This window comes from Pontibacillus sp. HMF3514, from assembly GCF_009858175.1.
Classification (GTDB): Bacteria; Bacillota; Bacilli; order Bacillales; family BH030062; genus Pontibacillus.
This window is the reverse complement of record NZ_CP047393.1, coordinates 3,374,459-3,387,221: the sequence shown is the minus strand read 5'-3', so window position 1 is coordinate 3,387,221 and position 12,763 is coordinate 3,374,459. Positions and strand designations below refer to the sequence as shown.

Here is a 12,763-nt window from a genome sequence, read left to right as displayed (position 1 = left end):
ACAGGGATGAAAACATACATGAACAACATAAGTGAATGGATAAGTCAGATTTCCCTCCAGAAGAAGTTGGTATTTCTTTATGTCTTGATTATTCTCGCTCCTGTTCTTATCTTTACCTGGAATATATCTAAGAATCAATTTGAGGCATCCATTAACGATACCATTCGAGAAAGTGAATATATGATTAATTTGGAAAGAGTCAATATTGAAAAGAATATGGAAAGTATTCGCCGAACCGCACAAATTGTTGTAGCCAACCAAGAGTTTACGGAATTTATGAGCAATAGCGAAGGGCATGAAGTGGAAGAACTTATTGATTTTAAGATGAACACGTTATCGGATCTTTTGCAGTTGAAATATAATAATCCAATGATTGAAAACATTCACTTTTACGCTGCGAATTCACATGTAAGTGAAATGTGGCCTGTCGTCTACGATGAAAAGCGGATTGTAGATACGGTTTGGTATGAAGAGATACTCGAGTTAAATGGAAAAGAAATGTGGAGAGTGCAACAACCAGGTCAAGCTTCAGAAAAAGAGGATGCAGGGCAGGTAGGACCTAAGAAGATCTCATTGTATCGAGAAATAGAATACCCTAAGGATGAGCACTTAGGCGTTATAGAAATTAACATGCTTTTAAAGAATTTCTTCCCTAAAATATTTAGTGGAGTAGAGAATAGTGAAGCTCAAATGCTGGTTCTAGATAAGCGTAATACCCTTCATTACGACTCTAGTAAAAGGTTGTTACAGGGTCTTGAGCTTACCGCTCAAGATATAAAAGATGCTTTTCTACAAAAAAATTCAGGAGACCAAGAGCGGGTCATGCAGTTCCAGAACCAAGCTGTACCGTTTCTTATTGTATCTTCCTATGTAGAAGAAATAGGCATTCATGTTTTGAATGTCGTTTCATTAGAAGAGATCTATGCTGAGCGAGACCGATTAAGAATATTAATCTTTCTGGGCGCCTTTTCACTGATCGTCATTCTTTCTTTCATAACCTATTTTATTGTAAGGCTCATTTTAAAAAAGCTCCATCTATTAATTGAATCCATGAAGCGCGTAGAAAAAGGAGATTTTACGGTTGATGTAGATATCCAAGGGAATGATGAGATCGGAAGGTTATCCAATCATTATCGGAATATGTTAAGTAAGATTAATAGTCTCATTGCAGAATCTGTAAATAAAGAAGCTGCCACTAAGGAAGCTGAGCTAAATGCCTTAAAAACTCAAATTGACTCCCATTTTCTATATAACACATTAGAGAATATCAAAATGATGGCCGAAATTGATGGGAAATATGATATTTCTGATGCCTTAACATCGTTAGGGGAAATGATGCGCTACAACCTTAAATGGAAGAAAGATTTTGTCTCATTGCAGGAAGAAGTCAATCATATACGAAACTACATTGATATTATGAACATTCGATTAGACCATCGTCTAGAGCTTAATGTAGATGTTCCTTCCCATTTGGAAAGCCAAGAAGTGTTAAAAATGTCCTTACAGCCGTTGGTAGAAAATGCAGTTAAACATGGGTTGCAGCATATATTGCATGAGAAAAAGGGGATGATTTCTATAGAAGCTTCTTCTTATAACCATGATACGATCTTATCTGTTACCGATAATGGGGTAGGAATGAATGATGAAACTTTGCAGGAGCTAAGGACTTCCTTAGTAGAAGGTTCATATATGACAGATACATCTAACAGAATGAAGAACGGTACGGGGATTGGTCTTTATAATGTTCACGAACGCATACAATTGTACTATGGACAAGACTATGGATTGTCGATCGACAGTAAACATGGTGAGTATACACGAGTGACGATCATTATACCTCGCCTACTTCTAGAAGGAGGTGGAGAATTACCAGCATGATGAAGATATTAGTTGTAGATGATGAACGGATGATACGAAACGGGATTAAAGCTATGCTTGAAAGAAGATTCACAGATTCCGAAATTCTAGTAGCAGCGGATGGAATAGAAGCCCTTGCGTTTGCTAAGGAACATAAACTTGATATCGTCGTTACAGATATCAAAATGCCACGTATGGATGGCATTGAACTTATCGAGAATCTGCAAGATATGGAATGGAAGCCTTTTGTGGTGATATTAAGTGGGTATGATGACTTTACTTATGCGAAGCAAGCCATTAAATATCAAGTAATGGATTATTTACTGAAACCTGTTGATCGAAATGAATTATTTCAGATTATTCAAGGGGCAAAGGATAAGATAGATGCTCGATTATCCCTTCAGGAAGACATGGAAGAGTATAAGAGCAACCAGTTGAATTATCTTTTACTCAATAAGAATGTGAATGAAGAACAAGTGAAGGAAACGGTCCAGAAACTTCAACTTTATCCTTATCCAAACGGTTATTTTGCTGGAATCTTCGACTTTAAAAGTAGTAATGAAACACTGGTTAAAGAGGAGTTTTTCCAAAGTATTATGAAGCAGGTTCATCAAGTAGACAACCATGCTCTCTGCTTCATGGACAGTAACGCTGATCTTGTTGTATTTACAGAACAGATAGATATATTTGACAAAATACTAGAGGATCGACATTCAGATATAGAGAATCACTTATGTGTGGCAATAAGTCATAAAAACGAATCGATTGATACACTTAAGGAAGCTTATAAACAGGCGAATGAGGCATTAGCTTATAAATTTATGTTTCCCAATCAACTCATTTTTACGTATGAGCAGGTGGAGCAAAAACAAGATGCTTTCTCGATTGATAAACAATTAATTCAAAAGATTTACAATCAGCTGGGAACAGACCGTCATAATGAAATTCGAGCATCCTTATTATCCCTTTTCAATATAGACGAGATAAAGGATTACAACATCTGCTACATGGAAGAGTTAAGTCAATCGATTAATACCATTCTGTTTGATCAGGTCTTTAATCAAATCGGAATTGAAGCTATCGAAATATTTAAGTTATATGATGAAGTGGGGGATATGTATAATTTTGATAGTATCCACGATTACTTTTATACTGTTGAAAAACTAACCCTACGACTTCATGATTATCTAAAAGAAATGAAATCCGTTTATTCGGGAGAAAGTCACATGGAACAAGCTATTCATTATATCCGTGAGAATGCGCATAAAGATTTAAATATGGCTGTAGTCTCTAATCACATTTCCCTGAACTATTCGTATTTTAGTCATTCCTTCAAAGATTACACTGGAGAAAACTTTGTTGATTATTTAAAAAAGATCCGGATAGAAAAAGCGAAGGAATTGTTATCCAATATGGACAATAAAATCTTTGAAGTTAGTGAATCAGTAGGTTTTCGTAACCCAAAACAGTTTTCTAGGGTTTTCAGAGATATCGAAGGAATCTCACCAAAGGAATACCGAGAAAAAATAAAGACGTAATTCATAATGAATCGCTTGTGTTTCTACACATGCGATTTTTATGTGCTTTTTATAGCATCTATTTTGCCTCGTAGGCACAGCTAAAATCTCGGAACCTAAAAATCTGTCACCTAAAGTAAAATTATGATCATTATGAAAATGGGAAGTGTCCATTACAATAAACATGTAAGCGCTATACCAAACGAGTAGGGAGGGCTGAGGAATTCTATTGAACATACGGAAAGTGAACTGAATCTTTCGTTCAATTTCTTTTTTTGAAGAATAATGTAAGGGTTTTCAAAAAAACTCTTTTCTCCCACATTGCGTTTACGTTACAAGAGGTGTTCAAGTATGGTAACCATTTACCAAATAGCAGAAGTTACAGGATTCTCAGCAACAACAGTATCAAAGGTTCTAAACAATTATCAGGATGTTAGTCCAAAAACAAGGAAGAAGATTTTAGAGACTGTAGAGGAATTAGGGTATCTTCCAAATTCCCACGCCCGCTCTCTATCAACAAAAAAATCTTGGATTATAGGCGTTGTCTTTATTGAATCCTTAGGAGTAGGGATGAAGCATCCATTCTTTAACGCAGTTATTGAAAGTTTTCGGAAGAATGTAGAAGCGCATGGGTATGACTTGTTGTTTGCTTCTAGAAATATAAGCAACAAGCAGAAGAGCTATCTAGAGTATTTCAAGTATCGTGGTGTGGATGGCGTAGTTATTGCATGTTCATCAGATCAAGATGAACAAGTGCAGGAATTGATTAATAGTTCGATCCCTTCAGTCGTCATCGATTTAAACAGTGATCAGTCGTGTGTGATTTACTCTGATAATTATCGGGGGAGTCAGGAAGCGGTTCAGTATTTGCACTCATTAGGACATCGTAAGATTGCTCATATTGCTGGCCATTCATCAACTTTTGCAGGACAACAAAGGCTTAATGGTTATGTTGAAGCGATGAAGACCTTACAATTATCGGTTCCAGAAGGATACATCACAGATGGGGAATATTTTTCGAGAGATAGCGGTTATAAAGCCATGAAGAACCTACTTGAATTAGAAGATCCACCTACCGCCGTTTTTGCCGCAGCAGATAACCTAGCCATAGGTGCAATTGCAGCCATTCGCGAAGCGGGGTATGACGTTCCAGAAGATTTTTCAGTTATTGGTTTTGATGATATTGATGTCTCCCAAATGGTCTACCCCTCGTTAACAACGATCAGGCAACAAACGGATTTGATTGGGGAAAAGTCAGGGCAGCTTCTCATTCATCAAATCAACACAGGTCAAAAAGATGTGAAGAGAGTTGTAGTACCTGTGGAGCTGATGATCCGAAATTCATGTAAAACGATTTAATTTTTAAAGATTTCGAAACCGATTTAGGTAGTGAACTATATTTTTTACTTATACTCGAAACCGGTTTAGTTTTTTCGTTGTTACAAGACTATTTGTCTTATAAAATACTTATTCATTATTAGGAGGTAGGGAAATGAGAAAGTTAGTAAGTATGATGTTTGTCCTCGTTTTACTTGTTGGTATTGTTGCAGGTTGTTCTGACACAGAAGCAACCAATGACGCAGAAGGCAAAAAAGGTGACGATGTTCTTAAGGTTTGGTCCTTTACAGATGAATTGAAAGAGCCAATCAAGACATTCGAAGAAAGAAATGGTGTGAAAGTTGAGTTAACGATTGTTCCAATTGCTGACTATCCAACAAAGCTACGACCTGCGTTGGAAAGTGGAGTGGGTGCACCTGACGTATTCACTGGTGAAATTGCTTTCTTAAAGCAATGGACAGAACGCGATTATTGGGAAAACTTATCAGAAGATCCATATAACGCAGATGAGTGGAGTGAAGATTACATTCCTTACGTATTTGACTTAGGGAAAGATACAGAAGGAAATGTCAAAGCGCTTTCTTGGCAAACAACGCCTGGTGGTATTTTCTACCGTCGTAGTATTGCGAAAGAAGTATTAGGAACAGATGATCCACAAGAAGTTGGTAACATGATGTCTACTTGGGACAAGATGTTTGAAGTAGGAGAAAAGCTAAAAGCAGAAGGCTACCGTTTATTCCCGGATGAGGGAGCGATTCGTTGGTTCTCTAAAAGTGAAGACCCTCAGCCATGGGTGAATGAAGATAACGAGTTAATCATGACAGATGCAAAACTAGATTATTTTGATCAAGCGAAAAAGCTTCGTGAAAAAGATTATACAGCATTTGCTCCAGAATGGTCTCCATCTTGGTTTGCTTCTATGAATGGTCCAATTGCTTATAACGGTGGTTGGGAAGAAGTAAATGAAGATGCAAAGGACAAAACAGAAGTATTCTCTTATGCGCTACCTACTTGGGGGTTACACAGTGTACTTAAGCCGAATGCAGAGGAAACAGCTGGAGATTGGGCTGTAACAACTGGTCCATCACCTTATTTCTGGGGTGGTACTTGGTTAGGCATTTACAGTGGTTCTGATAACAAGGAATTAGCGTGGGAATTTGTGAAAATGATGACGCATGACGAAGAATTCTTAACAAATTGGGCTAAAGAAACTGGGGACGTTCTTTCATATCTACCAGTTACAAATAAGATTAAAGATGATTTCAGTGAAGAATTCTTAGGCGGACAGAACAACTATACATTCTTCTTAGAGGAAGCGAAAAAGATTGAACCAGGAATTGTGACAAAGTATGACCAAGAGATTGATACATTACTAGGTTCAAAGGTTTCTGAATATGTAGAAGGTAAGTTAACGAAAGAAGAGGCTATTCAAGAGTTCTATAAAGCCGTTAAAAATGCTTACCCTCAGATCAAAACACCGAAATAATTGAAAAGGATGAATGGGATAGAAACTCGCATTTCTATCCCTTTTTTTATCATTGGACCGTTCATTGAATGAAGGAACATCAAAAGAAAGGTCCTCTTCATTCTTGAAGCATAAAGGAAGAAGGTGTGCAGATTGAAAAAGTTAGATCATAAGGGATACTACTTTATCGCCCCATTTTTTGCTATATTCCTTACATTCAATATCTACCCTGTATTGTTAACGTTTTATTATACGTTTACCCATTATGAAGGTTATGGTGCACCGGAATTTATCGGGTTAGCGAACTATGCCCGAATTTTGACTGATACGTATTTTCTCGAAGCCTTTGTGAACACCTGGAAGATCTGGGGGCTGAACTTTGCACTCCAATTAGGTATCGCATTGTTTCTTGCTGCCTTATTCTCCGATCTCCGTTTTCGGATCAAAGGACTTGGATTTTTCCGAGCGATTTTTTACTTACCGAATTTAATCACGATTAGTTCAGTAGCGATTTTATTTAATATTATGCTGGATTGGCAATATGGATCTATTAACCAATTCTTATTAAAACTAGGATTGATATCAGAGCCGATTAACTGGTTGAATCAACCGTTTACAGCACAGGCATCTGTATCTCTTATTCTTACGTGGATGTGGTTCGGCTATACCTTTATCGTGTTGATGGCAGGAGTAGGAGGAATTTCGAAGGAGTATTATGAAGCCGCTTTAATCGATGGAGCAAGTAGGCTTCAGACGTTTATGTACATTACGTTACCGTTACTAAAACCAATAATGTTATACGTCATGATTACTTCCCTTATTGGAGGCCTTCAATTATTTGATTTACCGATGCTTTTGACCGACGGGCTGGGTAAACCAGAGGGAGCCCTGAATACCATGGTACTTTACCTATACAATCAAGCGTTTCGTTATAACAACTATGGCTATGCAGCAACCATTGCTTATATGTTGTTCTTAATTACAGTTGTTTTCTCTGCGATTACCTTTAAATCCATGTATCGTGACGCAAAAGTAGAGAAACAAGCTAAACCTAAGAAAATGAAAAAGGCAAAGAAGGGTGGAAATGTGAATGTACACGAAAAAGCTGCTAAGCAAAACACTTATCTATAGTCTTTTGATTTTGTTAGCCATCATTAGTTTCATTCCATTTTACATGATGATTATTAATGCTACACGTGGTACGAATGAAATCATCATGGGCTTTTCTTTTGTTCCTGGTAAAGAACTAATCGATAACTACAAGACGATGATGGATTACGTCAACATTTGGAATGGATTTAAAAATAGTTTAATCGTTTCTGTTTCCGTTACGGTCTTAAGTGGTTATTTTTCTGCGTTAACGGCATTTGGGTTTGCTGTCTATGACTTTAAAGGAAAGAACAAACTGTTTATCTTTATGCTTCTCATGATGATGGTTCCTGGGCAGTTAGGGTTAATTGGTTTTTATGAGTTGAACAAAACGCTTGGCTTACTAGATACCTTTATTCCATTAATTGTGCCGACTATTGCAAGTCCATTTGTTGTCTTTTTCCTAAGACAATATCTAGTATCCACCATGCACACATCCTTATTAGAAGCGGCACGTATGGATGGAGCTGGGGAGCTGAAAATTTTTCATACTATAGCATTACCGATTATGATGCCAGCGGTTGCAACGATGTCTATCTTCACATTCATCGGTTCATGGAATAACTATATCTTGCCTTTGGTTATCATTTTCTCACCAGAAAAGTACACATTACCTGTATTAATGGGCTTCTTGAAAGGATCTCAGGTTGCACAAAATTTAGGATCATTATATTTAGGAATTGCGATATCGGTTGTACCGATTATGGTGGCATTCCTATTCTTCTCTAAATATATCATTAGCAGTATTTCCGCAGGTTCTATTAAAGGATAAGACAGAGGTAGGTGTTAAATAAATGGGAACATTTTCGAAAGATTTTATTTTTGGTACGGCTACATCCTCCTATCAAATTGAAGGAGCGATCAAAGAAGGAGGTAGAACTCCTTCGATATGGGATACTTTCTCTAGTATTCCTGGCAAAGTAGTGAACGGTGATACAGGAGAAATGGCATGTGATCATTACCATCGCTTTGAAGAAGATATCGAGATTATTAAAAGCTTAGGGGTGGATTCTTATCGTTTTTCCATCGCATGGCCAAGGATTTTCCCTGAAGAGGGTGTGTATAATCCTGAAGGAATGGATTTTTATGTAAATCTATCGAAGCAACTATTAGCTCAAGGAATCAAGCCTTTTGTCACCATTTATCATTGGGATATGCCGCAGTGGGCACATGAAAAAGGTGGCTGGGTGAATCGGGATTCGGTGAAGTGGTTCAAGGAATACGCACAAGCTTGCTTTAAGGCATTAGATGAGTATGTCGACATGTGGATCACTCATAATGAACCGTGGTGTGCTGCGCTATTAGGTTATCATCAAGGTGTTCATGCCCCAGGTCATACGAATATGGATGAAGCCGTTAAAGCTGCTCATCACATTATGCTATCCCATGGAGAAGCCGTGAAGCTTTATAAAGAAGAGCTGAAGCTTGAAAAGCCAATCGGGATTACATTAAACCTTTCCCCAATCTATGCAGCTAGTAACAGTCAAAATGATCTATTAGCAGCTAACAATATGGATGGGTACCTAAATCGATGGTTCTTAGATCCGATCTTTAAAGGGAAATACCCTGAAGATATGATGAATCTCTATTCGAAATACGTGCATAGCTATGAGTTTATTCAGTCAGATGATCTAGAATTGATTTCATATCCGTGTGATTTCTTAGGGATTAACTTTTATAATCGTCAATTGGTTGAATTCAGTGGTGCTTCAGACTTTTTATATAGACTTGCTTATTCGGATTATCCAAAGTCTGGTATGGGATGGGATATCTCACCAAAAGAGTTCAAATCGTTAATCTATCGACTTCGTCAAGAATACACCCAATTACCGATTTATATTACAGAAAATGGAGCAGCATTTGATGATGTTTTAGAGGAAGATGGAACTGTTCATGATACTGATCGTAAACAGTATATGGAGCAACACATTCTGGCAGTTGCAGAGCTAAACCAAGAAGGAATGAACATTGCCGGTTATTACTTATGGTCCTTACTGGACAACTTCGAGTGGGCGTTTGGATATGGGAAACGATTCGGGATTGTATATGTTGATTTTGAGACACAGAAACGATACGTAAAAGATAGCGCTAAACGGTATGCAGAGATCGTTGGAGCTAGAAAGATATAAATATTTGAGGAATTTCGAAACCGATTTCGAATGTTAGTAGAAAGGAATGTGTCTGTCTTGATTACATTCCTTTCACTAGATTATAGAAGCTTCTATAAAATAATACCTAACAGAAATAGAGGTGTTCCTGAATGGTGAATTACACGTTTAATGATGAGAGATACTTTGTCATTGAGAATTTCGATCAAGCTAAAACGTTCTCAAGCTTTTTACCAGGATTAGCTGGATTGTATGGTGTTCCGATGTGGGCATTTTATGTAAACAGAGGCCAAGGACTGGTGAGTTTCGGAATACAAGATAAACAGAATGCAATCACCGAATTTTTCCCAGCTAACCAGGCTTATGAGCGCGTATCGATTAATGGATTTCGCACGTTTATTAAAGTGAAGCGTAACAATGAGAGCGAATTATTTGAGCCATTTAGTCCAGATATAATTCAAAATGTACAACGAAACATGTTCATCAAAGAAAACGAACTGATTGTTATTGAGCGCAATGAGGAATATGGAATTGAAACACATGTCACGTATTTTACGTTACCGAACGAAAACTTTGCAGCTCTCATGCGTAAGGTTCAGGTAAAAAACATTTCAGATGAGCCGGTTCACTTGGAAGTGGTTGATGGATTGCCTGCTATTATTCCTTTTGGCATAGAAGATGCAGCTTATAAGGCAGTAGGAAACACGTTAAAGAGCTGGATGGATGTGTTTAACCTTGAGCAAAACCTTGCGTATTTTCGTGTTCGTTCTTCCACTGGTGATACAGCTGAAGTAGAAGAAGTAACAAAGGGTCATTTCTATGCAAGCTTTACAGACGATGGTCATTTGCTTAAGCCTATTGTAGATGCAAAAGTTCTGTTTGGCGAGAATACGTCGTTACGATTTCCAAATGAATTGAAAAACTCTTCTGTTCGTGATCTTCTCCAGGTGAAGCAAGTTACAGCTAATAAGGTGCCATGTGGTTTTTCTGCTTATACAGCCGAATTGTCACCTGATGAAAGGACGACATTACATACAATGATTGGCCATGTTAGTGACCTTTCAATCATTGAAGAAAAGAAGAAAGAAATCACCTCGGCTGCTTATTTTGAGAAGAAATATGAGGAAGCTCAGGAGTTCGTGGATGAATTGACTCGTGCGATTCATACCAAAACGGGTGATGCCATGTTTGATGCCTACGCGAAGCAAAGCTTTTTAGATAATGTGTTACGCGGGGGATACCCAATTTTGCTGGAGAATGATCAGAAGAAGCCTTTCCCTTATTATGTCTATTCACGTAAACACGGAGACCTTGAGCGGGATTACAACTTTTTTTCTGTGGCACCTGAATTCTTTTCACAAGGAAATGGGAACTTCCGGGATGTGAATCAAAATCGTCGCAATGACGTATTCTTCAAACCTGAAGTAGGGGACTACAACATTAAGTTATTTATGAGCTTGATCCAAGCTGATGGCTACAACCCTCTTGTCGTTAAAGGGTCTTATTTTGAAATAATAGATCAAGATGATTGGTCCTGGTTAGGGAGCTTGATGACGTGTTCTGATGAGTTCGAATATATGAAGAAACGTTTAGCCTTGTCCTTTACACCTGGAGGCATTATGCAAGCTGTAGTTGATAGAGACATGCGTGTAACTGTCTCCCCTGATGAGTTTTTAAAGGTCATCTTTTCGAAGAGTAGGCAGGAGATCGATGCGGAGTTTGGTGAAGGGTATTGGGTGGATCACTGGACTTACAACTTGGATTTAATTAAAAATTATTTAAGCGTGTTCCCAGATCACAAAAAGAACTTACTGAATGGGGATCGATCATATCGTTATTTCTACAGTCCGGTACACATCAATCCACGTTCAGAAAAATATGTATTAGCGGATAACAAGGTTCGTCAGTATGGTGCTATAAAAGAGTTGGACGATGCTGGAAATGGAAACTGGTTGTTGAAAAAGAATGGCCAAGTGTATGAAAGTACTTTATTCTCCAAGTTATTCACGTTGGCTTTAGTGAAGTTTGCTACATTAGATCCTTATGGTATGGGGATCGAGATGGAAGCGAATAAGCCTGGTTGGAATGACTCAATGAATGGATTACCTGGTATCTTCGGTTCCGGAATGAGCGAAACGATAGAGTTGAAGAGATTGCTTCAATTCATGATAGATAGTGGTATAAATTCGGAGACGGTTGTGCCGGTTGAAGTCTATCAATTGGTGCAGGACGTAAAAGATGCGTTACAACAAAATCTGTCCTCTTTTGATTACTGGAATACCGTTTCATCTGCAAGAGAATCTTATCGTTTGAAGATTCAAGATCATGTAGATGGGAAAGAAGAAGCGTTATCAGCATTTGAAGTAAAGGAACTGCTTCAGTGGTTCATGGATAAGGTTAATACAGGTATTGATAAGGCTAAAGATTACGGAGATGGACTTGTTCCGACGTATTTCTACTATGAAGTAGACCAATATGAATTACAGAGAGATGCTCAGAGTCATGTAAGGAAAAATGAAAAAGGGTACCCACTCGTTCAGGTTCAATCCTTTGATGTGCATGTCCTCCCTCACTTTTTGGAAGGGCCAGCTCGGGCATTAAAAGATATGAACACAGCAGAAGCAAGAGAGCTTCACCAGCACATTCGTCATTCTGAGCTATATGATGAAAAGCTTGGCATGTATAAAACGTCAGCTTCTTTAGAGGACATGAGTTATGAGTTGGGGAGGGCGCGTGCCTTTACACCAGGTTGGTTGGAACGAGAGTCTGTGTTTATGCATATGGAATTTAAGTACTTACTGAGTCTATTAAACGCTGGTCTGTATGAAGACTTCTTCAAGGACATTCAAACCGCGTTACCACCGTTTATGGATCCTGGTGTCTATGGACGAAGTACGTTAGAGAACTCTTCTTTTATTGCAAGTAGTGTGAATCCTGACGAAAGCATGCACGGTAGAGGGTTTGTGGCGCGCCTTAGTGGGACGACTGCTGAGTTTTTGTCTATGTGGAACAAGATGATGACAGGACAAAAGCTATTTTCAGTAGAAGACGATGAATTGGTCTTGACCCTTCAACCAGTGCTTCCTGAATGGTTATTTGATGAGAGCAATCAAGCTCATTTTACCCTTTTGGGTGAGATAGAGGTCACTTATCATAATGAGATGCGTAAGCCTACTTTTGGTGATAAAGGAGCAAAGGTTACAAAGTATGTCCTTCATCATAATGAGGAAAGTATTACAGTGGATGAGAGTGAGATCCGTGGTCGAGTGGCTGAGCAGGTCCGAGATAGAGCGTATTCGAGCATTGATGTATTTTTAACGTAACAAACA

The 12,763-nt window shown here is 38.2% G+C and carries 8 protein-coding genes; all 8 read left to right on the top strand.

All coding sequences use genetic code 11. The annotated features are described in order from the left end of the window. Positions 1-6: 6 nt before the first annotated feature. The 8 genes from GS400_RS17285 to GS400_RS17250 all read left to right on the top strand — a co-directional run bounded on the left by GS400_RS17285 (position 7) and on the right by GS400_RS17250 (position 12,757). Complete coding sequence (locus GS400_RS17285; RefSeq protein WP_160103880.1) at positions 7-1,878, top strand: sensor histidine kinase; 1,872 nt, start codon at positions 7-9, stop codon at positions 1,876-1,878. After that, the gene (locus tag GS400_RS17280) at positions 1,875-3,395 is read left to right on the top strand and encodes a response regulator (RefSeq protein WP_160103878.1); all 1,521 of its coding nucleotides are present in this window, start codon (positions 1,875-1,877) and stop codon (positions 3,393-3,395) included. The genes GS400_RS17285 and GS400_RS17280 overlap by 4 nt, the downstream gene beginning before the upstream one ends. Positions 3,396-3,725: 330 nt before the next feature. After that, positions 3,726-4,733 carry a LacI family DNA-binding transcriptional regulator gene (locus GS400_RS17275; RefSeq protein ID WP_160103876.1) on the top strand — a complete coding sequence of 336 codons (1,008 nt, stop codon included), beginning with the start codon at positions 3,726-3,728 and terminating at the stop codon, positions 4,731-4,733. 133 nt (positions 4,734-4,866) lie between these two features. After that, complete coding sequence (locus GS400_RS17270) at positions 4,867-6,198, top strand: ABC transporter substrate-binding protein (RefSeq protein ID WP_160103874.1); 1,332 nt, start codon at positions 4,867-4,869, stop codon at positions 6,196-6,198. 132 nt (positions 6,199-6,330) lie between these two features. Continuing rightward, on the top strand, positions 6,331-7,308 hold the full coding sequence (locus GS400_RS17265; RefSeq protein ID WP_160103872.1) for a carbohydrate ABC transporter permease: 978 nt from the start codon (positions 6,331-6,333) through the stop codon (positions 7,306-7,308). After that, on the top strand, positions 7,268-8,098 hold the full coding sequence (locus GS400_RS17260; protein ID WP_160103870.1) for a carbohydrate ABC transporter permease: 831 nt from the start codon (positions 7,268-7,270) through the stop codon (positions 8,096-8,098). Before GS400_RS17265 ends, GS400_RS17260 begins: the two co-directional genes overlap by 41 nt. Before the next feature lie 22 nt (positions 8,099-8,120). After that, a complete protein-coding gene (locus tag GS400_RS17255; RefSeq protein ID WP_160103868.1) occupies positions 8,121-9,455 on the top strand; it encodes a GH1 family beta-glucosidase in 1,335 nt (444 codons plus the stop codon). Between the two features lie 131 nt (positions 9,456-9,586). Beyond that, entirely contained in the window at positions 9,587-12,757 is a 3,171-nt protein-coding gene (locus GS400_RS17250; RefSeq protein WP_160103866.1) for a cellobiose phosphorylase, read from the top strand. Positions 12,758-12,763: the final 6 nt, after the last annotated feature.

Coding starts and splice junctions, on each gene's coding strand:
- GS400_RS17285 (WP_160103880.1), top strand. CDS start 7: ATGAAAACATACATGAACAACATAAGTGAATGGATAAGTCAGATTTCC.
- GS400_RS17280 (WP_160103878.1), top strand. CDS start 1,875: ATGATGAAGATATTAGTTGTAGATGATGAACGGATGATACGAAACGGG.
- GS400_RS17275 (WP_160103876.1), top strand. CDS start 3,726: ATGGTAACCATTTACCAAATAGCAGAAGTTACAGGATTCTCAGCAACA.
- GS400_RS17270 (WP_160103874.1), top strand. CDS start 4,867: ATGAGAAAGTTAGTAAGTATGATGTTTGTCCTCGTTTTACTTGTTGGT.
- GS400_RS17260 (WP_160103870.1), top strand. CDS start 7,268: ATGTACACGAAAAAGCTGCTAAGCAAAACACTTATCTATAGTCTTTTG.
- GS400_RS17255 (WP_160103868.1), top strand. CDS start 8,121: ATGGGAACATTTTCGAAAGATTTTATTTTTGGTACGGCTACATCCTCC.
- GS400_RS17250 (WP_160103866.1), top strand. CDS start 9,587: ATGGTGAATTACACGTTTAATGATGAGAGATACTTTGTCATTGAGAAT.